23 protein-coding genes and 1 tRNA gene are annotated in these 23,339 nt (G+C 72.8%); 12 read left to right on the top strand and 12 right to left on the bottom strand.

Going from position 1 to position 23,339, the window contains the following annotated elements; all coding sequences use genetic code 11:
- The first annotated feature begins 19 nt into the window (after positions 1 to 19).
- A complete protein-coding gene (locus ACRX5S_RS09470) occupies positions 20 to 886 on the top strand; it encodes an alpha/beta fold hydrolase (protein WP_436772371.1) in 867 nt (288 codons plus the stop codon).
- 11 nt (positions 887 to 897) lie between these two features.
- Here the strand turns inward: ACRX5S_RS09470 and ACRX5S_RS09465 are convergent, their stop codons facing one another.
- Together ACRX5S_RS09465 and ACRX5S_RS09460 are read right to left on the bottom strand one after the other, a co-directional pair.
- A complete protein-coding gene (locus tag ACRX5S_RS09465; protein WP_436772370.1) occupies positions 898 to 1,602 on the bottom strand; it encodes a response regulator in 705 nt (234 codons plus the stop codon).
- Complete coding sequence (locus ACRX5S_RS09460) at positions 1,599 to 2,798, bottom strand: sensor histidine kinase (RefSeq protein ID WP_436772369.1); 1,200 nt, start codon at positions 2,796 to 2,798, stop codon at positions 1,599 to 1,601. Before ACRX5S_RS09460 ends, ACRX5S_RS09465 begins: the two co-directional genes overlap by 4 nt.
- Positions 2,799 to 2,931: 133 nt before the next feature.
- On the opposite strand from ACRX5S_RS09460, the gene ACRX5S_RS09455 reads away from it, so the two are divergent.
- From ACRX5S_RS09455 to ACRX5S_RS09440, 4 genes are all read left to right on the top strand, one after another.
- Entirely contained in the window at positions 2,932 to 3,843 is a 912-nt protein-coding gene (locus ACRX5S_RS09455) for an ATP-binding cassette domain-containing protein (RefSeq protein ID WP_436772368.1), read from the top strand.
- Positions 3,840 to 4,673: an ABC transporter permease gene (locus tag ACRX5S_RS09450; protein ID WP_436772367.1), complete on the top strand. Its 834-nt coding sequence runs from the start codon at positions 3,840 to 3,842 to the stop codon at positions 4,671 to 4,673. The genes ACRX5S_RS09455 and ACRX5S_RS09450 overlap by 4 nt, the downstream gene beginning before the upstream one ends.
- A gap of 101 nt (positions 4,674 to 4,774) precedes the next feature.
- Positions 4,775 to 5,596: a DsbA family protein gene (locus ACRX5S_RS09445; protein WP_436772366.1), complete on the top strand. Its 822-nt coding sequence runs from the start codon at positions 4,775 to 4,777 to the stop codon at positions 5,594 to 5,596.
- Positions 5,597 to 5,614: 18 nt separating this feature from the next.
- The gene (locus ACRX5S_RS09440; RefSeq protein WP_436772365.1) at positions 5,615 to 5,836 is read left to right on the top strand and encodes a hypothetical protein; all 222 of its coding nucleotides are present in this window, start codon (positions 5,615 to 5,617) and stop codon (positions 5,834 to 5,836) included.
- A gap of 36 nt (positions 5,837 to 5,872) precedes the next feature.
- Here the strand turns inward: ACRX5S_RS09440 and ACRX5S_RS09435 are convergent, their stop codons facing one another.
- From ACRX5S_RS09435 to ACRX5S_RS09425, 3 genes are all read right to left on the bottom strand, one after another.
- The gene (locus ACRX5S_RS09435) at positions 5,873 to 6,940 is read right to left on the bottom strand and encodes an arginase family protein (protein WP_436772364.1); all 1,068 of its coding nucleotides are present in this window, start codon (positions 6,938 to 6,940) and stop codon (positions 5,873 to 5,875) included.
- Positions 6,941 to 6,965: 25 nt separating this feature from the next.
- Positions 6,966 to 7,415: a hypothetical protein gene (locus ACRX5S_RS09430; protein WP_436772363.1), complete on the bottom strand. Its 450-nt coding sequence runs from the start codon at positions 7,413 to 7,415 to the stop codon at positions 6,966 to 6,968.
- A gap of 132 nt (positions 7,416 to 7,547) precedes the next feature.
- Positions 7,548 to 8,027: a hypothetical protein gene (locus tag ACRX5S_RS09425; protein ID WP_436772362.1), complete on the bottom strand. Its 480-nt coding sequence runs from the start codon at positions 8,025 to 8,027 to the stop codon at positions 7,548 to 7,550.
- Between the two features lie 319 nt (positions 8,028 to 8,346).
- Here ACRX5S_RS09425 and ACRX5S_RS09420 point away from each other — a divergent pair.
- Positions 8,347 to 8,419, top strand: a tRNA-Leu gene (locus ACRX5S_RS09420).
- 468 nt (positions 8,420 to 8,887) lie between these two features.
- On the top strand, positions 8,888 to 10,219 hold the full coding sequence (locus ACRX5S_RS09415; protein ID WP_436772748.1) for an SDR family NAD(P)-dependent oxidoreductase: 1,332 nt from the start codon (positions 8,888 to 8,890) through the stop codon (positions 10,217 to 10,219).
- Between the two features lie 659 nt (positions 10,220 to 10,878).
- Here the strand turns inward: ACRX5S_RS09415 and ACRX5S_RS09410 are convergent.
- Positions 10,879 to 11,475 carry a PadR family transcriptional regulator gene (locus ACRX5S_RS09410; protein ID WP_436772361.1) on the bottom strand — a complete coding sequence of 199 codons (597 nt, stop codon included), beginning with the start codon at positions 11,473 to 11,475 and terminating at the stop codon, positions 10,879 to 10,881.
- Positions 11,476 to 11,873: 398 nt separating this feature from the next.
- Here ACRX5S_RS09410 and ACRX5S_RS09405 point away from each other — a divergent pair, with 398 nt between their 5' ends.
- Positions 11,874 to 12,260 carry a hypothetical protein gene (locus tag ACRX5S_RS09405; protein WP_436772360.1) on the top strand — a complete coding sequence of 129 codons (387 nt, stop codon included), beginning with the start codon at positions 11,874 to 11,876 and terminating at the stop codon, positions 12,258 to 12,260.
- A 30-nt stretch (positions 12,261 to 12,290) separates the two neighbouring features.
- On the opposite strand, the gene ACRX5S_RS09400 is transcribed toward ACRX5S_RS09405, so the two are convergent.
- Entirely contained in the window at positions 12,291 to 14,255 is a 1,965-nt protein-coding gene (locus ACRX5S_RS09400) for a serine/threonine-protein kinase (RefSeq protein WP_436772359.1), read from the bottom strand.
- Positions 14,256 to 14,491: 236 nt separating this feature from the next.
- Between ACRX5S_RS09400 and ACRX5S_RS09395 the strand changes: the two genes are divergently transcribed.
- Positions 14,492 to 15,415 carry an LLM class F420-dependent oxidoreductase gene (locus ACRX5S_RS09395; RefSeq protein WP_436772358.1) on the top strand — a complete coding sequence of 308 codons (924 nt, stop codon included), beginning with the start codon at positions 14,492 to 14,494 and terminating at the stop codon, positions 15,413 to 15,415.
- Positions 15,416 to 15,538: 123 nt separating this feature from the next.
- Here the strand turns inward: ACRX5S_RS09395 and ACRX5S_RS09390 are convergent, their stop codons facing one another.
- The 3 genes from ACRX5S_RS09390 to ACRX5S_RS09380 all read right to left on the bottom strand — a co-directional run bounded on the left by ACRX5S_RS09390 (position 15,539) and on the right by ACRX5S_RS09380 (position 18,539).
- Entirely contained in the window at positions 15,539 to 16,774 is a 1,236-nt protein-coding gene (locus ACRX5S_RS09390) for a pyridoxal phosphate-dependent aminotransferase (RefSeq protein WP_436772357.1), read from the bottom strand.
- A 91-nt stretch (positions 16,775 to 16,865) separates the two neighbouring features.
- On the bottom strand, positions 16,866 to 17,657 hold the full coding sequence (locus ACRX5S_RS09385; RefSeq protein WP_436772356.1) for an SDR family NAD(P)-dependent oxidoreductase: 792 nt from the start codon (positions 17,655 to 17,657) through the stop codon (positions 16,866 to 16,868).
- A 375-nt stretch (positions 17,658 to 18,032) separates the two neighbouring features.
- The gene (locus tag ACRX5S_RS09380; RefSeq protein ID WP_436772355.1) at positions 18,033 to 18,539 is read right to left on the bottom strand and encodes a nuclear transport factor 2 family protein; all 507 of its coding nucleotides are present in this window, start codon (positions 18,537 to 18,539) and stop codon (positions 18,033 to 18,035) included.
- Positions 18,540 to 18,664: 125 nt separating this feature from the next.
- Here ACRX5S_RS09380 and ACRX5S_RS09375 point away from each other — a divergent pair, with 125 nt between their 5' ends.
- Both ACRX5S_RS09375 and ACRX5S_RS09370 read left to right on the top strand, forming a co-directional pair.
- Positions 18,665 to 19,369: a GNAT family N-acetyltransferase gene (locus ACRX5S_RS09375; protein WP_436772354.1), complete on the top strand. Its 705-nt coding sequence runs from the start codon at positions 18,665 to 18,667 to the stop codon at positions 19,367 to 19,369.
- 9 nt (positions 19,370 to 19,378) lie between these two features.
- Positions 19,379 to 19,759: a DUF4259 domain-containing protein gene (locus ACRX5S_RS09370; RefSeq protein WP_436772353.1), complete on the top strand. Its 381-nt coding sequence runs from the start codon at positions 19,379 to 19,381 to the stop codon at positions 19,757 to 19,759.
- A gap of 24 nt (positions 19,760 to 19,783) precedes the next feature.
- On the opposite strand, the gene ACRX5S_RS09365 is transcribed toward ACRX5S_RS09370, so the two are convergent.
- On the bottom strand, positions 19,784 to 20,557 hold the full coding sequence (locus ACRX5S_RS09365; RefSeq protein WP_436772352.1) for a siderophore-interacting protein: 774 nt from the start codon (positions 20,555 to 20,557) through the stop codon (positions 19,784 to 19,786).
- Positions 20,558 to 20,584: 27 nt separating this feature from the next.
- On the opposite strand from ACRX5S_RS09365, the gene ACRX5S_RS09360 reads away from it, so the two are divergent.
- A complete protein-coding gene (locus tag ACRX5S_RS09360) occupies positions 20,585 to 21,496 on the top strand; it encodes a LysR family transcriptional regulator (RefSeq protein WP_436772351.1) in 912 nt (303 codons plus the stop codon).
- Here ACRX5S_RS09360 and ACRX5S_RS09355 read toward each other — a convergent pair.
- On the bottom strand, positions 21,481 to 22,899 hold the full coding sequence (locus ACRX5S_RS09355) for an MFS transporter (protein ID WP_436772350.1): 1,419 nt from the start codon (positions 22,897 to 22,899) through the stop codon (positions 21,481 to 21,483). The genes ACRX5S_RS09360 and ACRX5S_RS09355 overlap by 16 nt on opposite strands.
- Positions 22,900 to 23,339 lie beyond the last annotated feature (440 nt).

The raw sequence follows: 23,339 nt of genomic DNA, 5'->3' as shown, positions 1-23,339 counted from the left end.
AGAGTGGGGAGTGGTCGACATGGCCGAGATCGAGTTCGCCGAGATCGTGGCGGGCGGGTTCACGTTTCGGGCGCGGGTTGCGGGGCCGGCGGACGGACGGTTGGTGCTGCTGTTGCACGGGTTCCCGGAGACGTCGGCGGAATGGGTCGGTCAGTTGAGTGCGCTGGGCGATGCGGGGTACCGGGCCGTGGCGTTCGACCAGCGGGGGTATTCGCCGGGGGCGCGGCCGGCCGAGGAGGCGGCGTACGACCGCGATGCGCTGGTCGGGGACGTCCTGGCGGTCGCGGACGCGCTCGGTGCCACCGGACCGGCGGCGGGCGGGCCGGCGTTCGACCTGGTCGGGCACGACTGGGGCGGGGCGATGGCGTGGCAGGTCGCGGGGCTCCACCCGGACCGGGTGCGCACGGTGTCCGTCGTCTCGACGCCGCATCCGGACGCGATGTGGGCGGCGAGCCACCGGGAGGGTTCGGACCAGCGGGAGCGCTCCTCGTACATGAAGATGTTCCGCACCCGCGGCAAAGCCGAGGAACTGCTCCTCGCGGACGACGCGAAGTATCTGCGCGCGGCGTTCAAGGGCCTGTCCGAGACAGCGATCGCCGAGTATCTGGAGATCATGCGGCAGCCCGGAGCGCTGACGGGTGCGCTCAACTGGTACCGCGCCATCGAACCGAAGTCGCTGGCCGACGCCGGGACGATCGAGGTCCCGGCGCTGTACGTCTGGGGCGCGCAGGACCCTGCCATGGGACGACTGGCCGCGGAGATGACGGCGGCGCACGTGAGCGGGCCGTACCAGTTCGTCGAACTGCCGGACGCCGACCACTGGGTCCCGGAGAACGCCGCGGCGGAGCTGAACGAATCGCTGCTGGAGCACCTGGCGACCTACTGACGCGGGGGCCACTACGGTGCCACGAGGCCGAACTCATAGGCCTTGATGACGAGATGCACGCGGTCGCGGGCGTCCAGCTTGGTGAACAGCCTGGCCACGTGGGCCTTGGCGGTCGCGATGCTGATGTGCAGGTGCGCGGCGATCTCCGCATTGGAGAGCCCTCGTCCGACGAGGACCAGGACCTCGCGCTCGCGTTCGGTGACGCCGCCCGGAATCGGTGTCCCTGCGCTCGGCGCCGATCTCCTGGACCACAGACCGGACTTCGCGCCCGCCTGCGAGGCCCCCGGCACCGGGCGGGCCGCGAACTCCCCGATCAGGCGCCGCGTCACGCTCGGCGCGATCAGCGCGTCGCCCGTCGCCACCACGCGGATCGCGCCGAGGATGTCGTCGAGGGCCATGTCCTTGACGAGAAAGCCGCTCGCGCCCGCCCGCAGCGCCCCGTAGACCGAATCGTCGTCGTCGAACGTCGTCAGCACGAGCACCCGTGTGTCGACGGCCAGTTCGGTGATCCGGCGGGTTGCCTCGATGCCGTCCGTGCCCGGCATGCGGATGTCCATCACCACGACGTCCGGCCGCAGTTCGCGGACCCGGTCGACCGCCTCCGCGCCGGTCCCGGCCTCCCCGACCACCGCGAGATCGGCGGTTTCCGCAAGCAGCACGCGCAGCCCGGTCCGGACGAGCGGCTGGTCGTCGGCCAGCACGACAGTGATCGTCACGCGGCCTCCTCGGGAAGGGGCAGCCGGGCGGCCACCCGGAATCCGCCCTCCGGCCGTGGCCCGACCACCAGTTCGCCGTGCAGCAGGGCGACGCGCTCTCGCATGCCGGCCAGGCCGAAGCCCCGCCCCGGCACCGCTGGTCCGCCGCGCCCGTCGTCGGTGATCTCCAGGCGCAGTTCGCCGTCCGTGCGGTCGACCGTCACCCGGCATTCGCCGGTTCCCGCGTGCCGGATCACGTTGGTCACGGCTTCCTGGACGATCCGGTACGCGGACAGGTCGATGTCCGGCGGGAGTTGCCCCGGCGAGCCGGTGCGCGCGAAATGAACGCGTACGCCCGCCTCCGCGCTGTCGGCGGCGAGCCGGTCCAGGTCGGCGAGTCCGGGGGCGGGAGCGCGTACCGAATCCTCGGCCTCGTCCGCGGCGTCCGCCGCGCGAAGTGCCGTCACCGTACGCCGCATTCCGGCCAGCGCCTCCCGGCTCGTCGCCTCGATCGCCTTGAGGGCGCTGCGTGCCTCCTCCGGCCGGGTGTCCAGCACGCGGTGGCCGACGCCGGCCTGGATGGCGATGATGCCGATGCTGTGCGCGACCATGTCGTGCAAATCCCGGGCGATACGGAGACGTTCGGCGGTCACGGCCTGGCGGGTGCGGCGGGCGCGATGTTCCTCGTCCCGCGCCCGGCGGCGGCGCAGCGCGTCCCCGGTGAGCCAGGCGACGAGCACGGTCAGCACGAGGAGTTGGGCGACGAAGAGCACGTCGGCGTCGCCCTCGGGCGGCCACATCGCCGCGTAGGCTCCGAGCACCGCCGCGGCAGCGACCGAGGCCGCGACCGAGGTCCGCCGCGGGCGCGTCGCCGCGAGGTGGGCCACCGCGGCCCCCACGGCGAGAACCTGCGGAACCGCGACACCGCGTTCGCCGAGGACCGCCGGGATTGCCGACAGCGCGAGCAGGAGCAGACCGAGCGCCACCAGGGGACGGCGGGGCAGCAGGGCCAGGGGCGCGAGGGCGACCACCGTGACGACCAGCGCGAAGGCCGGTCCCGGTGCGCCGAAGCCCAGAACCAGGTCGCCGTCCAGCGACCGGCTCGGGGCCGTGGACACGATCACGGCGGCGCCGACCGCCGCACATGCCGCCGGGGCCGTCCACACGGTGGGCGGCGGCAGGGCTCGGACGGGACGGAACACCGGTTCGCTCGACATGACCCGAGCGTAGACGTTTGCCCTGGTCAGCGGCATTGGCCTGCGGGCGTACTCCCACAGGCCACCCCCGGACCGCGAACTGTGGCCCACGGCCCGATGCCGGTGCGCACCGGCCGGCGGGATCGTGGACGCCATGATCGAAGTCCACGAGCTGACCAAGCGGTTCGGCGGCACCACCGCTGTCGACCGGCTGACCTTCACGGTCCGCCCCGGCCACGTCACCGGATTCCTCGGCCCCAACGGCGCGGGCAAGAGCACGACCCTGCGCCTCATCCTCGGCCTGAACACGCCGACCGGCGGCACCGCCCTGGTCGACGGCCTCCCCTTCCGCGACCGCCCGCGCGGTCTGCGGCACGTCGGTGCCCTCCTCGACGCGCACGACGTGCACGGCGGCCGGACGGCGTCCACGCACCTGCGGATCCTGGCCCGCGGCAACGCGATTCCGCGGCGCCGCGTCGACGTCGTGCTGGACGAAGTCGGCCTGTCGGACGCCGCGGACCGGCGCATCGCGGGGTTCTCGCTGGGCATGCGGCAACGCCTCGGAATCGCCGCGGCGCTGCTCGGCGATCCGCCGGTCCTGCTGTTCGACGAACCGGTCAACGGCCTCGATCCGGAGGGCGTCCGATGGGTCCGCGGCCTCTTCCGCCGCCTCGCCGCCGAGGGGCGCACGGTGTTCGTGTCCAGCCACCTGATGAGCGAGATGGCGAACACCGCCGACCGGCTGATCGTGGTCGGGCGCGGGAGGCTGATCGCGGCGGAGACCACCGCGGAGTTCGCGGCCCGGGCGAGCCGGCCGAGCGTGGCGGTGCGTACCCCGCAACACGAGGCGCTGTCCGCGCTGCTGTCCGCCGCGGGCGCGACCGTACGGCCCGACGGTGCCGGACGCATGAACGTTACCGGGCTGACCGCCGGTGAGATCGGGCGAGTTGCGAGCGCCGCCCGGATCGTGCTGGAGGAACTGGCGGTCCACTCATCGTCGATCGAGGAGGCGTTCATGGAACTTACCGGTGGCAGCGTCCAGTTCGCGTCCGGTGGTGCGCGGTGACCGGGGTCGCGACGCACCCGGCCGCACCGACCGCGCGCTTCCGCGACCTGGTCGCGGCCGAGTGGATCAAGCTGTGGTCGCTGCGCTCCACCCCCTGGGTGCTCCTGGTGACCGCCGCCGCCGTGATCGGGGTCAACGCCAACGCCGCGTACGCCGACTACGCGAACTGGCCGTCGTACGACGCCGAGGCGCGCCGGTTCGTGGTCGAGGTCCTGGTCGTGCGGAACGCCTTCACGAACAACGCGGCCGTGCTGCTCGTCCTCGCGTGCGGGACCGTGGGAGCGCTCGCGGTGGTGAGCGAGTACGCCACCGGGATGGTCCGCACCGTCTACGCCGCGGTGCCCGCGCGACAGTCGGTGGTCGCCGCGAAGGCGGTCGTCATGGCCGCGCTGATGACGGTGTTCGGAGCAGCGGTGGCTGCGGCGTCGCTCGGCGTCACGCGGGCAATCCTCGCCGCGCGGGGTGCGGAGGCGCCGATCGCCGACGGCGAAGTGCTGCGCGCGCTGGGCGGGTCCGCGCTGCTGGCCCCGGTTGCGGCGCTGGTCGGCATGGGCCTGGGTGTTCTCGTCCGGCATGTGGCGGCGACCGTGGTGGCGACCGTGCTGCTGCTCATCGTGCTGCCGTCGTTCCTCGACGACCGGCGGCCGTCGACGGCGGCGCTCAAGCACGCGACGCCGCTGAGCGCCTGGAACCGGCTGGCCGAGCCGGACGCCATGGCGCGCGCGGCGGCGTACCCCATGTCGGTCCCGGAGTCCTGGATCGTCCTGGCCGCGTGGCCTGCGCTGGCCCTGCCGGCCGCGGTCTCGGTGGTCCGCAGGCGGGACCTTTAGCGGCCTTTACCCCTCGGGCGGCGCAATTCGCGTGACCCTTGGGCCGTCGCGCTCGTTGTGCTGCGCGCTGTGCGACGATCGCGACGGAAGGCGGCACATCGATGCGGATCATTCTGGGAGCCGAGGAAGGTCCGACCTCACGGGCCTACCGCCGCCGGGTGGCGGCCGTGGCCGCCGTGGGGCTACTGGCTGTGATGATGGGCATTTTGGCGCAGTTCGCGCAGGCGGGATCGGCGCCGGGCAGCGGTACGTCCCCGGCCGACACGCCGCCGGCGCCCGCCGAGAGCCACCCGCGCAGCGACGCGATGCCGATCGCGGCGTACTCGACGCCGTTCGTCCGCCCGGCCGTGCCGCAGGCGGCCGCCGCCGACCCGATGTCGCTCGGCCGCGCCGACGCCCCGGTGGTCATGATCGAGTACGCGGACTTCCTCTGCGGATACTGCACCCGGTTCGCCCGCGACACCGGTCCCGAGATCGTCAGCCGCTACGTCGACGCGGGCGTCGTGCGCATCGAGTTCCGCAACTTCCCGATCCGCGGCACGGGTTCGGACGAGTTGGCGCGGGCGTCGTGGGCCGCGGCGCGGCAGGGCCGGTTCTGGGAGTTCCACAACTCCGCGTACCAGGCGGGCGCGTACACCCCGGCGGCGGACAACACCCCGCTCGGGTACGCCCGGGCGGCGGGCGTCCCCGACCTGGACCGGTTCACGGCCGATATGGCGAGCCCCGAGGCCCGGCAGGCCGTCGACCGCAGCGTCGCCGAAGCGGTGGCCGCGGGCGCCGAGATGACCCCGACGTTCTTCGTCAACGGGAAGAAGCTCGTGGGCGCCCTGCCGAACCAGACGTTCTTCGATGAGATCGATGCTGCTGAGCGCGAGGCGCATTCCCCGTACCATGCGATGCGCAATCTCGGACAGTTGTTCTAGGACCAGCAAAGGGAGCGGATGAAGAAGCGACGCGCACTCACCGTTGTCGGCTCCACGACGGCGGGCGCCGTCGCTTCGTTCGCGCTCCTGGCGCTCGGCCACGCGGCGATCGGCGCGGTGTCGGACTCGCCGGAGAAAAAAGAGCCTGTTGTCCCGGTGTACACGTCGATGCCGCCCGGTTCGCCGGACTTTTGGACGCCCGAGCGGATGGCCGACGTCGCGCCCGATCCGTATCGCTAGTGCGGTGGCCACAAAGGTTTGACCAGGTCTCGCCGGTCAGTTGGGGTGATCGGCGGGGGCGCGCCGGAGGGCGGCGAGGCCCGTTGCCGTGAAGATGTCGCGCAGGGTGCGCGCGTCCGCGGCGGCGGCTTGGGGGTCGTGGGCGGGTTCGTGTTCGGTGATGCCGAGGCCCACGACGGCAAAACGGGCGGCGAGGGCGCGGAGTGCGGCGCAGACGTGTTCGGCTGTCGCGCCGTCCGGCTCGGGGTAGGACAGGCCGGTGAACTCGGCGGGGTCCAGGACGTCCAGGTCGACGTGCAGGTACACGCGGGACGCCCCGGTCGCGGCGACCGCACCGACGAGGACGGCGGGGTCGTGCAGGTCGCCTACCACGCGTAGGCCGGTCCTGGTCAGATACGCCTCTTCGGTTGCGTCAAGAGCGCGTGTGCCCGCGAGGACGACACGCTCCGGCGCGAGGCGAGCGTCCTCCGGCGGCAGAAGATCCGCCGGGCCCTCGCCGAGCAACGTGCGCAGGACCATGCCGTGGAAGGCGCCGGACGGGGACTCGGCCGGTGCGTTGAGGTCGCCGTGCGCGTCGAACCAGACGACGGCGAGGTCGCTCCCGTACCACGCGACCGCCGCGGAAACCGGCGCCAACTCGACGCCGCAGTCGCCGCCGAGGGTCACCACCGGGCGCTCCGGGACGACGGTGGCCAGGGCGGCGCGGACGAGGGCGGCGTTGCGGACGAGCGCCCTGGCGTTCCGGACCGGCGGGGCGTGGTCGGCGGCGTCGACCTCGGTGTCTGCGTCGGTCGTGATGTCGGTCTCGGTCGTGATGTCGGTCTCGGTCTTGGTCTCGGTCTTGGCGTCAGCCTCGGTGTCTGCGTCAGCCTCGGTGTCGGTGTCGGTGTCGGTCATGGTCTCGGCGGGAACCACCGGCTCCGTCTTGGTCTCGGCGGGAACGACCGGCTCCGCCGCGGCGATCTCGACCGGTGCGTCCGGCCGCAGCACCTCGGCGCTGAGGCGCGCCCCCGCGGCCAGCGGCAGCGGATCCGCCACCGACGAGCCCTGCCACTGCGGGACGACGAGCACCACCGGCTCGGCGTCGCGGGCCTCGATTGCCACGGGATCTCCCTCCGACACGGGACGGTCAGGTTCCGCCGACGACCGGCAGGTCGGGCGGGCAGGCGACCGGCACCACGTCGAAGCGTCCGTTCGGCCTCGCCTGCACGGGTATGTCGTACGTGAAGCAACGGTAGATCGTCGACTTCCCGAAGGTGGTCGTACGCTCCTCCTCGGCCTTCACGATCCCCTTGATGCCCTCCGCGGAGCGGTCCAACGTCACCACGGCGACCTTGACCTCCCAGAAGTCCAGACGCAGCGAATCACCCAGCGGCGACGCGCCTGCGTCCATGGACCCGGCCACGATCCCCGCCCAGTGCCGGGCGTGTTCGAGCGCGAGGCGCTCGGTGCGTTTGAGGTCGCGGCGGGCCTCGACCTTGAGCGTGACCACCACGCCGGCCACGACCAGGCCGACGACGAGCACGGTGACGATGACCATCGACAGACAACTGAACCGCGGCGTGCCCCGCCTGGCCATGAACGAACCCCGCTTATGTCGCGTGAATGCGAGCCGCATGTCGGTTCATGGCCGGAAATCGCCCGGATATGGTCACGAGACCGACCGGAACCTGCGCGGAAACCGCACCCTATCGACCGACCCCGGTCGCGGTCACGGTCGCCGCCCGTCGGCGGAGATCGCCGCGCGCAGCGCCGCGTCGTACGCGTCGGCCGCCGGGTCCGCGAGATCCGCCACGAAGACGGCCACGGCACGGATCGCTCTGCCGTCCGAGCCGCCGTTGGCGCGCCCATCCGCGCGCAACTGTTCGAGGATGTCGCGCCAGGCCGCCATGTTCGGGTGCGGGACCGCCGTGTACGCCTCCGCGGGTGCCAGCAGTTCGACCGCCCGGGCCACCTGACCGGTCGTCAGCTCGTACGACGCGGTGCCCGCCCGGTGCCCGCACGCCGTCGCGAGGACGACCGCCGAGAGCGCGGCTCCCCCGGCGTTGGCCACCGGGAACTCGGCGGTCCCGGACGCCACCGTGCCCATGCCGAACGCGGCCGGCGTCCGCCATCCGGGAATCGCGGCCTCGAAGCGCTCCCGTGCGGCGGCGAGGTCTGCGGCGGTGGTCCAGGTCTCGGCGGTGGTCATCGGCGGACTCCTGGTGGATCGGCGTACAAATCATGCATTATCCGGCATTGCATCGAATGCCGACGGAGCCCTGACGCTGCCCCGCGGCATCATGCGGTGCCGACCGTACCCGCCCCGCCAGGATGCCCGCGCCGTGGGCCGGTAGCGCAGCGGCCGACGCGCCCGGCCGCTCGTCCGGTGGACGCCGGTGTCGAGTCCGGTCGGCCCATGGCGGGCCCAACGCCCCTCCGTCGAACCCGTCCGAACCTCTCCGGCACGGCGCGGGTGGGGGAAATCCCTGTGCCCCTGGCGGCGTTGCGCCGGTACCTTGACGGCACACGGGCCTGTAGCGCAGTGGTCGTCGCACCCGTCTCAAGAACGGGAGGACGCCGGTTCGAGTCCGGCCGGGCCCACGGGTGCGGCCGGAGGGTCGTGCTCGGGTACCGCGTACGCGAAACGCACTGCCCGCACTTGGCACTTCGCACCACCACCGCAGGACGCACGTTGGAACGCACCACCGACAGAAGGCGATCGCCATGACGCACGCAGCACAGGTCGGGGCACGGCGCCCCGATCCGGCCGAGCCGTAGGTTCCGGCCGCTCCGACCACCCACGACTCCAAGGGGAGCGCCGCGTTGACCGAGACGACTCCGGCACCCCCCGTGGTGCCGTCCATCCCTGGCCAGAACGGCCGGAACAACCTGAACACCCCGGAGCCTCCGGGCACTTCGCACGCCCCGGCCGCGGACCGGGCCATCGCGCGCACGGACGCGCAAGACCTGGCCGCGCGGAATCCGCGTGCGCAAGACTCCGGGACCGTCACTCCCCCGGCCCCGACCGCCGCCGCATCGACGTCGGCCGACCTCACGCTCGAAGCGTGCCTGGCACACCTGGCTTCGTTGGAGGACCTGGACGCCGACGACCCGGTGCGCCGCCGCATCGAGTACGCGGTCGCCGCGTTCGCGAAGTCCGGCCGCAAGCAGCGCCGTGCCGAGCGCAAGCGCGCACGGGCCGCCGAGCGCGCGGAGGTGTTCGCGCGTACCGCCACCGGCGCGGACGACCGCGTCGACGACATGCCGCTGGACGACTCGGCAGCCGCCCCCGGCCCCGTGGGCCGGGTCCCCGGGCAGCGCTGCTACGTCTGCAAGCGCATCTACAGCGCGATCGACGCGTTCTACCACCAGCTCTGCCCGCCGTGCGCACACAACAACCGTGTGCGGCGGCAGGCCCGCACGGATCTGACGGGCCGTCGTGCGTTGGTCACCGGAGGCCGCGTCAAGATCGGCTTCGAGCTGGTGCTCAAGCTGCTGCGCGACGGTGCCGAGGTGATCGTGACGTCGCGGTTCCCGCACGACACGCGGACGCGCTTCGCGGCGGTATCCGACCACGGCGCCTGGTTCGACCGCCTGACGGTCGTCCCGATCGACCTGCGGGACCCCGGGCGCCTGATCGCCTGGTGCGACGAACTCGTCGCCGAGGGGCGGCCCTTGGAGATCCTGGTGAACAACGCGGCGCAGACCGTGCGGCGTCCGCCGGAGTCGTACGCCCCGCTGCTCGCGGCGGAGCGCGCGGCCCTGGGCGGCGCCGCGTTCGAGCCGGTCACCGCACTCACCCCCGCGCCGTCGGGCGTCGTCGGCGTCGCGATGCTGCCGCAACTTGTCGCCACCTCAGGCGAATTGGCGCTCCCCATCGACGCCGCCGGGCTCGTCCCCGACGCCGCGCCGGCGAACTCGTGGTCGCGCCGGGTGCACGAGATCGACCCGGTGGAGCTGCTGGAGGTGCAACTTGTCAACGTCACCGCTCCGTTCCTGCTGGTGAGCCGCCTCTTGCCGCTCCTGCTGGCTTCGCCGTACGCGCGGCGCTACATCGTCAACGTCTCCGCGGTCGAAGGGCAGTTCACCCGCCACTACAAGGCCCCGGGCCACCCGCACACGAACATGGCGAAGGCCGCGCTCAACATGCTCACGCGCACGAGCGCGGAGGATCTGGCGCGGCACGGCGTCTACATGACGAGCGTGGACACCGGGTGGATCACCGACGAGAAGCCGCTCCCGGACCGGGAGCGGGTGGCGCGTGCCGGATTCCGCACGCCACTCGACATCGTGGACGGCGCGGCGCGCGTCTACGACCCGGTGGTACGCGGCGAGCAGGAGCCGGACGAGGTGCCGCCGTTCGGCTGCTTCCTGAAGGACTATGCGGTGGCACCATGGTGACGCGCGGCCGACTTCCTCGGCGCGACGCCGAACCGCCTTGACGAGGCGGCGACTTCGCGTACCGCGGGGATGCTTGCCGAGCGGGGGCACGCGCTGGTCCATCTCGATCGGCACGGCACGGGCGTGTCGAGCCGCGGTGCCCTCGCACTGGAGGCGGGGCAGGAACGGGCTCTCACAGCAGCGCACTTCGTGCTGGGATCGGGCATCGCCCGGTCCGTCAAACGCCGTCTCGCGGGCCGGGGGCTCCCGGCCGCACCGGTGGTTCCGGACGAGGCCCGGGCGATCCGGTCGGTGTGCCGGACGGCGTGAGCGGGGTCCCCGAGGCGGCCCGTTTCGGGGCTGCCGAGTCATGCGGCGCCCAGTCATGCGGTGCAGACGTCGGGGGTGCCGGTTTCGAGGCCGCCCGCTGCGACACGGCCTCACCGGTACGCACGGCCGGAACCGGCCACGGGTGGACGCCGAGCCCCAGCCCTAGCCCGAGGCTCACGCCCACGGCGAGCGGGTCGGGGCGGGTGGTGGGGCGGGAGGACCCGCGGGTGTGGCCGGGACCGTTGGTCCGGTCCCGGCTCACCGCTGCTCCGTCGGGTGGGCGGCGGTGCCGCCTGCCGCGACCCCGGGGACGGCGCCCCGGCAGGGCGGCACGACTGGCGCGCCCACGGTTAGTCGGCCTCGGCCAGGATCAGGTACAGGCGCTTGCGGGCGTCCGCCATGACCTCCAGGGCCTTCGCCCGCTGGTCCTCGTCGCCGGTCGCCATGACCTGGCGCAGTGCGTCGCCGACCTGGAAGACGGCGCTGCGGACCTCGCGGAACGCCTCGCGGTCGAAGCCCTGGTTGACGGCGTCCCACGGGGCGGCGCCCTCGGGCTGCGCGGCGGCCTCCTCGCGGCCGGTGTCGGTCAGCGAGAACAGCTTCTTGCCGCCGGACTCCTCGCCGGAGATGACGCCCTCGTCCTCCAGCAGCTGGAGCGTGGGGTACACCGAACCGGGGCTCGGCTTCCACGCGTCCTGCGTGCGCTCGGCGATCTCGCGGATCATCTCGTAGCCGTGCATCGGCCGCTCGGCCAGCAGGGCCAGGATCGAGGCGCGGACGTCGCCGCGCCGGGCCCGTCCGCCGCGCCCGCGGCCGCGCGGGCCGTGGCCGCCGTGGCCCCGCCCGAAGCCGCCCGGCCCCCACGAGGGGTCGGGGCCCCAAGGGCCGAACGCCGGACGTCGCATCTCTCGGTCGCCCCATCCGGGGCGGTGCTTCTTGGCATGCATGATGTCTCTCCTTCATATCGCGAACCCTTCGCGATGGCTCAACGATATATCGTTACACACTCGCGATGCAACCCCGACTTTCCAGCCAACACCCGCTACCCGTTTTGCGGCATTTGCCCCTCGGAGCGCCCGCCGCACGAACTCCCTTTCCCGCCACAGGGGTTGACGGTCCCCATCCGGGTACATTTCGGGCAAGTGCCGTGAGCGAGGAAGGCATGGCTTCCGGCAGGTCCGTCCACCGCACCCCGGCCACCGTGCGGCGGACACCGCGCGATCCCCGGCCTACGGTGACCGGGGCGTGTCCGAAAACGCCCTAGGATCGTCGGGACACCGAGGGTGACCGCCCCGTCGCACCGCGACGTGCGGGTACGCCCGCCGGATTCGCGAGGGAGTGCACTGTGTGGGTCTGGCTCGGGGTCGGCGTGGCGGGATACCTGGCGCTGATGTGCGTCGTGGTCCTCGTCCTCCGCACCGCCAAATCCCGCAACGCCGCCGAACGAGCCGCCGACGCCGCCGATCCGGACGTCCCCTGGCGCCCGCCCCAGGACCCCGCAGAGGACCCCGCACGGGACCCGGGCGCCGCAACCGCCCCGGACCCCGCGCTGCGCACGGCCGCCCAACCGGACGCACCGCCGCCGCCCGCGCCCGAGGCACACTCATTGCAGCCGCTCATCGGCCCGCAAAGCACCCCCGCCGGCCCCCCGGCTCCCCCAACGCCGCCCGCGCCCGAACCGTCCCGCGAGGCGACGCGTCACCACACCCCGAACGCCGGCCCAACCGCCTGACCCGACCAGCCCCCGCTGTGGGGGTGCCTGCTACAGCAACTGCCGCAGGGCCGCCCGCGCGGCTTCAGGCGACGGCCGGCGGTGCGGATCGGGGTGCGTCAGGGCGCTGATCAGGTCCGACAGTGCGGCCGGTCCATGGGCCAGGGGGTTCGGACGCCAGCCGAGCGACCAGCCGTCGATCCCGGGTCCGGGCAGATCCGCGACCGTGGGCGCCTCGACCCACAGGTACAGAAGCGCACCCACCTGATGCAGAAGCAAGGTGTTGTCGTTCTCCCGGGCGATGTACGCCCAGACGGACCTGTCCGCGGGGGCGGTCGGGTTGGGTCCTCGCAGGATGTCCTCACCTCTGCGCCAGCACCCCAGCAACGGGGGGACGGTGTAGACGAGGTCATCGAACGCCTCATCGGGCAGGTCCGCGGCTTCCACAGGCAGCCCCAGAAGCCGGAACTCGTCGCGCCCCGGTCCCGATCCCGGCAGGAGCGTCGTGGGTGTGGCCGCGATGCCGGGCAGACCGGCGTCGTTCACCGCGGCGACGGCGTCCAGCAGGGTGAGCGCCATGCGGATGCCGCCGGGGACCGACCGCGGCGGGACGCTCGGCGGCGTGCCCCGGTGGTTGTCGTGGAAAGGGCGTCCGAGGGGCCACGGCCAACCGCTGTCGGCCATGGCCCCGTCCGGTACGTCGTGAATCGACCAGAGACAGGACAACCGCGAGTCGGTCGGTCCGTACCGGGTCATGGCCAACCCGCGCACCGGCTGAAGTGCGGGACATTCCTCGGCCAGTCGGTTCCATCTCCTCGCGGCGGTGACGGCCACGGAAGCGATCGCGTCGACGATCGCCCGGGTCGGCTGCCCCTTGCGGACGGCCGACAGCCCGCGACCGACCGCGGCGAAGGGCGTCCCGTCCGCTGCCCGCCCCATGATCCGCGAACGGTCGCCGATCGTCCGGTTGAACGCCGGGTCGCCGAGACAGCCGAGCGAACGCAGAGGGTCGCAGCACGTCCCGCGGTGGTCATCACCTGTCGGCGCCGGCTGGTTCTCCACCCATCGGAACCAGGGGACGGCCTCCGCGAGACCGGACCGCCGTACTCGGGCCGTCTCGCGGAGGGTACGCGCGGGCGGCGGAACCGGTCGTGTGCGCGCATCCGCCGGGGCGACGCCGTGCATCCCGACCGCTATCCGGGAGAGCCTGCGGCGCACCGCGTCAGCGTCGGCAGGGCGGTCCCGACGGTCCTTCGCCAACAGATCCGCGACCAGGTCCTCCCACTCCTGCGGCAGCGGTCGGCCGTGCTGCGCGAGGGTCGGCGGCGGGGTGCGGACGTGCCGCATCATCAGCTCAAGGAGGGTGCCGCGGCCGAACGGGGTGTCCCCGGTGAGCATCTGGAACACCAGGCAGCCCAGGGAGTACAGGTCCGTCCGCGCGTCGGCGGGCTCGCCGTTGATCTGCTCGGGGGCCATGTACGCGGGCGTGCCGAATCGTGAGCCGGGACCGTCCGTGTCGACGAGCGCCGCCATGCGGGTGTGAACATGGCCGACGTTGCGGGCGATGCCGAAATCGACGATCTTGACCTGGTCCTCGTGGGTGATCATCACGTTCGCGGGCTTGATGTCCCGATGGACCACACCGCGGGCGTGCGCCGCGTCCAACCCGGCGCAGATCTGGTCGGTCCAGGTCAGAACACGGCGCAGGTCGGGTGGTTGCTCCTCGGCGAGCAACCGGGCCAGCGAACGTCCGCGGACCAGTTCCATCACCACGTAGCCGTCGTACGCGTCGCGTCCGCAGTCGAAGAGGGCCGCCACAAAGGGGCTCGACACGGCACCCGCCGCGCGCGCCTCGGCCACCAGCACCCGCTGCTCCTCGGCGTCCGCGGACAGCGGTATCAGCTTCACGGCCACTTCGCGGTCGATGACCCGGTCGGCGGCCCGCCAGACCGCGCCCATCCCGCCACGGGCCACCTCCTCCAGCAGTACGTAACGCCCGTTCAGGACACGCTGCATGTCGCCTCCCCCGCAGCTCGCCGACCAGGGGAAAGCGTAGGTCGCCGCCCTCAGCCGTGCCCGCACACGACCTTCCCGGCCGCCGCAGGTGCCGCCCTACCCGCCGCGCCGAACCCGTGACAGCCGTGGCGGGCAAGATGCCGCGGGCATGACGCTTTCGCGGTCTCCGAGAAGGCGTGGGGCACATCTCGTGGCCGGGTCCTGACGGATCGTCAGATGCCTGCTAGCGTCGGCCCATGTTCCTCTCGCTTGGTCTCCCGACCCATCTGGTCGACGCCGGTGCCGATCTGATCAGCGCCGAGGCGGTCATGGAAATGGCCCGTGCCGCCGAGACGGCGGGCTTCGACGCGGTCTTCACCACCGACCACCCCTTCCCCGGGGACGCCTGGCTCGCGCACGGCGGGCACCACACGCTCGACCCGATGGTGACGCTGTCGTTCGCGGCGGCTGCCACGACGACGTTGCGGCTGCACACGAACCTGTTCGTGCCCGCGTACCGCAACCCGTTCCTGTCCGCGAAGATGATCTCGTCGCTCGACGCGCTGTCGAACGGACGGGTGATCCTCGGCGTCGGCGCCGGGTACCTCGAACCCGAGTTCGCCGCGCTGGGTGCCGAGTTCGAGGGGCGCAACGACTACCTCGACGAGGCGCTCCGCGCGATGCGGGCCGCGTGGACGGGCGAGTCGGTGGCGTTCGAGGGCACCGGGTATTCGGCGGCCGGCAACACGATGCTGCCGCGCCCGGCGCAGTCGCGGATCCCGGTGTGGGTCGGCGGCAACAGCAAGCGGGCGATCCGCCGCGTCGTCGACCTGTGCGACGGCTGGCTGCCGATGCCCGCACCGGCCAAGGCGTCCAAGAGCCTCAAGACCCCTGGCATCGAGTCGCTGGACGACCTGCGCGCACGCCTCGACTACGCGCGCGAGTACGCCGAGTCCGTCGGGCGTACCGACCCCATCGACGTCATCTTCATGCCGCGCGGCCTCAGCATGTTCTCGGGCGCCGACATCGACGCCGACGCGGTCGTCGAGGACCTCGCCGAGCAGGCCGCGGCGGGGGTGACGGGTGTGACCATCGCGCTCCCGGCCCGCACGCGCGCGGAGTTCCTGGAGCAGACGGCGCTGTTCGGGGAGCGGATCGTCCCCGGGGTGAAGAAGCTGTAGGGCGGGATTCAGCCGGGACGGGGGCCGCGGAGGCGTGTGAAGCCTCCTCGGCCCTCGTCGGCGTTCAAGGCTTCCCGTCGGCGTTCACGGCTTCACGTCGTCGACCCGGCGCCAGCGGCCGCCTCACTGGCGGTAGGAGCCGATGAACTTGCCGATGCGGGTGATCGCGTCGTCGAGGTCGTCGACATACGGCAGCGTGACGATCCGGAAGTGGTCCGGCGTCGGCCAATTGAAGCCGCTGCCCTGCACCACGAGAATGCGTTCCTGGAGCAGCAGGTCCAGGACGAACTTCTCGTCGTCCGCGATCGGGCACACCTCGGGGTCGATGCGCGGGAACGCGTACAGCGCGCCCTGAGGTTTGACGCAAGTGACGCCCGGGATGGCGGTCAGCAGCTCGTACGCCTTGTCGCGCTGCGCGCGCAGCCGCCCGCCCGGCAGGATCAGTTCGTTGATGCTCTGGTGCCCGCCGAGCGCCGTCGCGATCGCGTGCTGGGCGGGGACGTTGGCGCACAGCCGCATGTTGGCCAGGATGTTCAGGCCCTCGATGTAGCTCTCCGCGTGCGTCTTCGGGCCGGAAAGCATGAGCCAGCCGGAACGGAACCCGGCCACACGGTAGGCCTTGGACAGGCCGTTGAAGGTGAGGCACAGCAGGTCCGGCGCGAGCGAGGCCAGCGGGACGTGCACGGCGTCGTCGTACAGGATCTTGTCGTAGATCTCGTCGGCGAGCAGCAGCAGCCCGTGGCGGCGCGCCAGGTCGACGATGCCGTCGAGGAGTTCGCGCGAGTAGACGGAGCCCGTGGGGTTGTTCGGGTTGATCACGACGATCGCGCGGGTACGGTCGGTGATCTTCGCGGCGATGTCGTCCAGATCCGGGAACCAGTCGGCGCCCTCGTCGCAGAGGTAGTGCACGGGGGTGCCGCCGGAGAGCGACACGGCCGCGGTCCACAGCGGGTAGTCGGGGGCCGGTACGAGGACCTGGTCGCCGTCGTCCAGCAGGGCCTGGAGCGCCATCACGATCAGCTCGGAGACGCCGTTGCCGAGGTAGACGTCCTCGACGTCGACGCCGTGGATGCCGCGCTCCTGGTAGTGCTGCACGACCGCGCGCCGGGCGTGGAACAGGCCCTTGGAGTCGCAGTACCCCTGCGCGGACGGGAGCCCGAGGATCATGTCGTGCAGGATCTCGCCCGGCGCCTCGAAACCGAACGGCGCGGGATTGCCGATGTTGAGCTTGAGGATGCGGTGGCCTTCGTCCTCCATCCGCTTGGCCTCGTCGAGTACGGGCCCGCGGATGTCGTAACAGACGCCGGCGAGTTTGGCCGACTGCCGAATCTGACGGTACGGCAGTTCCCTGGTGCTCACCGGCCGGTCCTCCCCGAGGTCAATTGGCGTATCGGGCGAGTCTCCCATATCGGTGCGGGCGGCCTGCCGGGAACGCGCCGTTCCGCGGCCCTCAGCGGCGCCCCGTCTTCGCCAGGAAGTCGCCGAGGAACGCGTTGGGGTCGGCGTTCTTGGCCTGCGCTGTGGCCGCGTCGCGGGCGGTCGCGTACGTCACGAACACGTCCGTGCCGAGACAGTCCAGCAGCGCGGCGGCGACCTGCTCCGGCGTCGCGGCGGTGGCCGGGTCGACGGGGAAGGGCGGGTCGTTGTTCTCGCGCTCGCGGCTGAACTCGGTCGCGGTGGTGCCGGGGACCAGGAGGTGCGCGGACACGCCGGTTCCGGCGAGTTCGAGGTAGAGGGCCTCGGTCCACAGCTCGACGGCGGCCTTCGACGCGGCGTAGGCGCCCGCGCCCATGCTGAACATGTGCACGCCCATGCTGGACAGGTTGACGACGTGTCCGTGGCCGCGCTCCAGCATGGCGGGGAGCAGTGCCGCGGTGATGCGTACCGGCGCCTCGAAGTTGACCGCCATGACCTCGCGCAGGTCCTCGGGCGTGAGCTTGGCGGCGCGGCGGCGCTTGGGGATGCCGGCGTTGTTGACGAGGATGTCCACCCCGCCGAGCTGCTCGGCGGCATCGGCGGCGAACGCCTCGACGGTGTCGAGTTCGCCCAGGTCGACGGGCAGGGCGGCGGAGTCCGGGGCGTGCTCGCGGCAGTCGGCCAGCACCTCGGCGAGTCGGTCCGCGCGGCGCGCGGCCAGACCCACGGTGGCCCCTTCGCGGGCGAACGCCGCCGCCGTCGCGGCACCGATGCCCGACGACGCCCCGGTCACCAGTACGCGCTTGCCCTCGAACCGTCCCGCCATCGCCGCCGCTCCCTGCCTCACGTCGCACCGGTGCCCGCGCCCCGGTCCAGCCGATCATGTGCCGGTCCGCCCGGCGTTGCAAGACCTGACGGTACGTCAAATCCCCTGCCCGCGCGCCCTCGACCCGACTGCCGCGGGCCGCGGACCGGGCAACACGGGGGTACGCCGATTGCGCGGTGGGGCGGGCGGGTCAAGGGTCGGGTGTCGGGGTGCCGGTCGCTCGGCTGGGTATGCGGGGGCGAGCGGTCAGAGGCGGACCGCGAATTGACGGGTCAAGTTGCGCCGGTTGCGCGGGCTAGCTGGTCGGGCGGCCGAGGCACAGGGCAGAGCAAGTTGGTGGACGGCGTGCGCAGCGGCCGCGCGTAGCGGCCCGGCTCAGTCCGTGACGGTGCCCAGGCCGCCCGGGTTCAGGTGGTGGGGGAAATCGAAGACCTCGGCGCGGCCGGTTGTCCTCGCCAGGGACTGGTAGCGGCGGTGGGTGAAACGCCAGCGGTTGGTTCCCGGGGCGCGGCGGTACTGGTCGTGGTAGACGCCGAACGCGTTGGTCCAGTGGCCGGATTCGCGGTCCTGGCGGAGTTCGCAGATGTAGAGGCGGCCTTCCGCGGCGTCCGGGTCGCCGCCCACCGCCGTCGCCACGCGCGTGTTCAGCGGGACGAACTGGAAGAACTCGAAGCGCTCGATGGCCCCCGAGATGAACCCGGACACGCCGTCCGGGCCCGCCAGCCGCAGAGGTTCGCCGACCCCGGTGTCCACGATCACCAGGGCCTCGGGGTCGAAGATCTCCGCGAACTCGGCCCACGCCCGGCGGCTGACCGCGTCGGCGTACCACGCCTGGAGCCGCGTGACGCCGACGTAGTCGACGGTCTCCTGGTCGAAGCCCATGCCCGTCCTCTCCTCGGGGCCGCCGTTCCGGGGTTCCGGGTGCGCGGCCGCACCGCCCGACAGCAGACCCGATTCGGGCGGAAGGATCAAGGGCGATCGGTGCGCCGGGATGGCAGGATCGGCGCATGACCTCGCCCGCGTCCCCCGATTCCGCGGCTTCGGCTGCCTCTCCCGGTGCCGCATTCCCCACCGTCCCGGCCCCGCCCGCGCCCCCCGTCCCGGCCACGCTGGCGCTGCCGGAGGCCCCCGTACGCCTGAGCGGCCTCGGCCTGGTGCTGCGCGAATGGGTCCGGGGCGATCTGACCGCCATGCGGGAGGCCTTCGACGACGCCGAGGTCGACCGCTGGACGCCGCTCCCCTCCCCGTTCGACCACGCCGCCGCCGTCGACCGCCTGGCGCGGGCCGCCGAGGATCGCGCGGCCGGGCGGCGCCTGTGCCTGGCCGTGACCGAGGACGGCGGTCCGGCGCTCGGCGAGGTGCTGGTCTTCCCCGACGCGCACGCGCCGGGCGGGGTCGAGGTGGGCTACGGCATCAACCCGCGCCACCGCGGACGCGGCCTCGCCTCGCGCGGGGTGCGGCTGATGACGGAGTTCGCGTACGACACCCTCCGCGCGCACCGCGTGGTCCTCCGCATCGACGTCGGCAACGACGCCAGTTCGGCGGTCGCGCGCGCCACCGGCTTCGTTCCGGACGGCGCCGCGCCCACGACCGAGATGTCCAAGGGCCGCGCACACCGGCTCGTCACCTGGGTGCACCCCGGGCGCCACGCCCTCGACCGCGCCGGGCAGCATACGGACGATCGACCGGTCGGCGCCCCCCGGTCCAAGTGAGGGAGCGACGTGGGCACCTGGGGCAGCGGGAACTTCGACAGCGACACGGCGGCGGACCACCTGGCGGAGGTCATGGACCGGCTGATCACCGAGGTCGCCGAGGCGATGGCCGGTGATCCGGTCGGGATCGAGCCCGACGAGTACTGGGGCGTCGCGGTGCCGTGCAACCTCGAACTCCTCGAACTCCTCGCCGCGCAGGGGCATGTCGGCACGCAGTTGCCCGAGGCGGCGGTCGTGGCGGAGTGGAAGACGGCGTTCATGGCGGTGTGGGAGCGCACCATCGACGGCCTGGGTCCGTCCGCGGAGTACAAGGACGAGCGGCGTGCGGTGCTCGCCGGGACGTTCGACCGCCTGGCGGAGACGTGCGCCGCGCGCGAGGCCGACTCCTGAGTCGGCGCGGCGGCGCACCGACGCCTACTCCATCCCCTTCTTCCCCGGCGTCCAGAACGGCTTGACCAGGACCGCGCGGCGCGGCCAGCCGCGGTCGCGGACCAGGTGGGCACGTACCGCCTGGACGGTGCGCGCCTCGCCGGCGACGTACGCGACCCCGGGCTCGTCCGGCAACGCGAGCCCACGCACTGATTCCACGAGGCTTTCGGACGAGGCCGCCGACCGGTCGCCGCGTTCGGTCCACGCGAGTTCCGCGGCACGCGGCAGCGGCAGCCGGTCGTCCTCGACCGCGGTCTCGACGGCCCCGAACACCCGTGCGTCGTCGCCGAGCGCGGCCAGCATCGGCCCGAAGGCCACCTGCGCGGTCTCCTCGCCGACGAATACGTGGTACGCGGCCTCCCGGCGCAGCGTCATCGACCCCTCGGGCTTGCCGAGCCGTACCGCCGAGCCCGGCTCCGCCTCGCGCCCCCAGCGCGCTCCCGGGCCCGTGCCGCCGTGGTCGAACACGCACAGGTCCAGCGCGCCGGACGGGTCGTAGCCCCAGACCGAATAGGTGCGCAGCACGTCGCCGAACGCGCCCGGTCGCCACGAGGCGGCCGCGAAGAGTTCGTTGACGTGCAGGCGTACCTGCTGGCCCGGTGTCCAGGCCAGCCCGGCGACGCCCTCGCCGGCGATCCGCACGCGGCGCATGCGGGCCGCGATCTGCTCGACCTCGGCGACCGTGCCGTGCGCGAAGATGCGCTGGAGGAGGCGGCTGCCGAGGCCGCGCGTCGGGGCGGGCCCCGCGTCGTGGGTCATTGAAATACTCCCTGTATGCAATCCCGGATGGATCTGAATCTGCTGGTCGCGCTGGACGTCCTGCTGGACGAGGAGAGCGTCGGGGGTGCGGCGGCGCGGCTGCACCTGTCGGAGCCCGCGATGAGCCGTACGCTCGGCCGCATCCGCAAGGCCACCGGCGATCCGATCCTGGTCCGCGCGGGCCGCGCGATGGTCCCGACGCCGCGCGCGCTGGCCATGCGCGCGGAGGTGCGGGCGCTGGTGGAGCAGGCGCACGTGCTGCTCGGCCCGGTGGACCGGCCCGATCCGGCGACGCTGCGGCGGACGTTCTCGGTGGTCGCCAACGACGGCATCATCACGGCCATCGGCGCCCCGCTGTTCGCCCGGGTGCGGGCCGAGGCGCCGGGGGTGACGCTGCGGTTCCTGCCCGAGCAGCGGACGGACACGCCGGTCCTGCGCGAGGGGGTCGCCGACCTGATCGTCGGGTCGCCGTGGGATCTGGAGCCGGAGGCGCGCTCCGAAGTGGTGGTCCAGGACCGGTTCGTCGGGGTGGTGCGCCCCGAACACCCGCTCGCCCGGGGCACGGTGACCCCGGAGCGCTTCGCCGACGCGGACCACCTGGTGGCGTCGCGGCGGGGCAGGCAGACGGGGCCGGTGGACGACGCGCTGCGCGAACTCGGCCTGGCGCGGCGAGTGGTGGGCACGGTCCCGTCGTACGCGTCGTCGTTGTACGTGCTCCTGGAGACGGACGCGGTCGGCATGGCCGCGGAGTTGATGTCCACCGGTGTCATCCGGGCGCTCGGCCTGCGGACGTTCCCCATCCCACTCGACCTTCCGCCGCTGTCGCTGACGCAAGTGTGGCACCCGCGCCACGACGCGGACGGCGCGCACGCATGGTTGCGTTCCCTGGTGCGGGACGTCACCGCCGACGTCGCGCGGGCGCATCACGGCTCGCCCTGATCGGACGCCCGCCGGGCGGTTGCGCCGCCCGACCACAGCCACACCGGCACCGTCGCGACGAGGACGATCAGCGCGACGACCCGGAACCCCGTCGACATCGCGTCGGTGAACGCCGTGACGACCTGGTCGTGCACCCCCGCGGCGCCGATCGCCTCGCCGACCGAGTGCGCCGGGCCCGCCTCGTCCGGGAGTTCGGCCGCGAAACGGGCGGCGAGCACGGAGCCGAAGACCGCGACGCCGAGAGCGCTGCCGAACTCCCGCGCGGCACCGTTGAGTCCGGAGCCGAGACCGGCGCGCTCGGGCGGCAGTGCGGCGATCACGCCGGTCGACAGCGCGGGTCCGACCAGGCCGAACCCGGCCGAGAGGGCCGTGACGTACGCGAGGTACTGGAGGTACGGCGTATCCGCGTCCACGAGCGACATCAGGAACAGCCCGAGGGCGATGAGCAGCATGCCTCCGGCTGCGACGGTGCGGGGGGGGGCGTACCGGTCGGCCAGACGGACGCTCGCCCGGGTGCCCGCGATCATTCCGACGCCGAGCGGCAGGATCGCGAAGCCGGTCTTGAGAACGCTGAATTCCTTGGCGTACTGGAGGTATTGCGCGTTGACGTAGAAGAGCGCGAACAGCCCGATGAAGGCGACGAGGATGCCCAGCACCCCCGCGCGGAGTCCGGGGCGGAGGAACAGCCGCGGGTCGAGCAGAGGTTCGGCGGTGCGCAGCGCGTGGCCGACGAAGGCGGCCAGGAGCGCGGCTCCGAGGACGAACGCGCCGACGACGCGCGCCGACGTCCAGCCGAGGCCGGGGCCTTCGATGATGCCGTAGAGGACGCCGAGGAATCCGCCGACGAGCAGCACCGATCCGACCGGGTCGAGGGACGCGTGCGTGCGCGGGACCTTCGGCAGCGCGGCGGCCGTGAGCACGAAGAGCACCGCGCCGACCGGGGCGAGCACCGCGAACAGGCCGCGCCACGGCAGGTATTCGAGGACGGGGCCACCGACGGCGTTGCCGAGCAGGCCGCCGATGCCGGTCGCGAGCGTCCAGGTGGCGATGGCCTGTGGACGGCGGGCAAGTGCGGTGGCGTGGATGAGGATGGACAGGGTCGCGGGCATCACGAGCGCGGCGCCGGCGCCGGTGACCGCGCGGCCGGCGAGCAGGACGGGGACGCCGTTTGCGGCGGCCGACAGGGCGGCGCCCGCGGTGAAGAGCGCAAGTCCGGTGAGCAGCGCACCTTTTCGACCGAAGCGGTCGCCGAGGGCACCGGCGGGGATGAGGAGTCCGGCGAAGACGATGACGTACGCGTCGACGATCCACAGGAGTTCGGACGCGGACGGGTGGAGGCCGGACGCGGCCAGGTCGGGGATCGCCAGGTTGACGGCGGCGACCATGACCATGACGAGCAGCACGCACGCGCAGGTGACGGGCAGTACGGCCCGGTTGCGCGGCGGCGGTTCACCAGGGCTGGTGGCGAGGGCGGGCGGCGTCGCGGCGGGTGGTTTCGGTACCGATGGTTTCGCGGCAGGTGGTTTCGCGGCGGGCGGATTCTCGGCAGGTGGTTTCGCCGCGGGCGGATTCGCGGCTGGCGGTTTCGCGGCTGGCGCGGGCACGGCGGAAGGCACGGCGGAGCGCCGATTGGGTGGCACGGAAGGCAACCTCGGAGGAGTCGGATCGGTGCGGCGCGCGGGCCCCGACCTGCCCTCACGGGGGCGGCCCGGGCCGGGCGCCGCTTCGTCGTCGTCCGGACTCCGTTCACGCTAGAGCCTCGGTGGCCTGATCTCCATTGCAACTTATGCAGTTGACACTTGCACCGGACGCAATTGACAGCACATGGCACGACCGAACGGCC

It is taken from the genome of Yinghuangia sp. YIM S09857 (assembly GCF_051388915.1).
Taxonomy (GTDB): domain Bacteria; phylum Actinomycetota; class Actinomycetes; order Streptomycetales; family Streptomycetaceae; genus Yinghuangia.
The sequence above is the reverse complement of the archived record's forward strand: the minus strand, read 5'-3'. Positions and strand labels throughout refer to the sequence as shown.

Coding starts and splice junctions, on each gene's coding strand:
- ACRX5S_RS09470 (WP_436772371.1), top strand. CDS start 20: ATGGCCGAGATCGAGTTCGCCGAGATCGTGGCGGGCGGGTTCACGTTT.
- ACRX5S_RS09460 (WP_436772369.1), bottom strand. CDS start 2,798: ATGTCGAGCGAACCGGTGTTCCGTCCCGTCCGAGCCCTGCCGCCGCCC.
- ACRX5S_RS09455 (WP_436772368.1), top strand. CDS start 2,932: ATGATCGAAGTCCACGAGCTGACCAAGCGGTTCGGCGGCACCACCGCT.
- ACRX5S_RS09445 (WP_436772366.1), top strand. CDS start 4,775: ATGCGGATCATTCTGGGAGCCGAGGAAGGTCCGACCTCACGGGCCTAC.
- ACRX5S_RS09440 (WP_436772365.1), top strand. CDS start 5,615: ATGAAGAAGCGACGCGCACTCACCGTTGTCGGCTCCACGACGGCGGGC.
- ACRX5S_RS09430 (WP_436772363.1), bottom strand. CDS start 7,415: ATGGCCAGGCGGGGCACGCCGCGGTTCAGTTGTCTGTCGATGGTCATC.
- ACRX5S_RS09425 (WP_436772362.1), bottom strand. CDS start 8,027: ATGACCACCGCCGAGACCTGGACCACCGCCGCAGACCTCGCCGCCGCA.
- ACRX5S_RS09410 (WP_436772361.1), bottom strand. CDS start 11,475: ATGCATGCCAAGAAGCACCGCCCCGGATGGGGCGACCGAGAGATGCGA.
- ACRX5S_RS09400 (WP_436772359.1), bottom strand. CDS start 14,255: ATGCAGCGTGTCCTGAACGGGCGTTACGTACTGCTGGAGGAGGTGGCC.
- ACRX5S_RS09395 (WP_436772358.1), top strand. CDS start 14,492: ATGTTCCTCTCGCTTGGTCTCCCGACCCATCTGGTCGACGCCGGTGCC.
- ACRX5S_RS09385 (WP_436772356.1), bottom strand. CDS start 17,657: ATGGCGGGACGGTTCGAGGGCAAGCGCGTACTGGTGACCGGGGCGTCG.
- ACRX5S_RS09380 (WP_436772355.1), bottom strand. CDS start 18,539: ATGGGCTTCGACCAGGAGACCGTCGACTACGTCGGCGTCACGCGGCTC.
- ACRX5S_RS09375 (WP_436772354.1), top strand. CDS start 18,665: ATGACCTCGCCCGCGTCCCCCGATTCCGCGGCTTCGGCTGCCTCTCCC.
- ACRX5S_RS09365 (WP_436772352.1), bottom strand. CDS start 20,557: ATGACCCACGACGCGGGGCCCGCCCCGACGCGCGGCCTCGGCAGCCGC.
- ACRX5S_RS09360 (WP_436772351.1), top strand. CDS start 20,585: ATGGATCTGAATCTGCTGGTCGCGCTGGACGTCCTGCTGGACGAGGAG.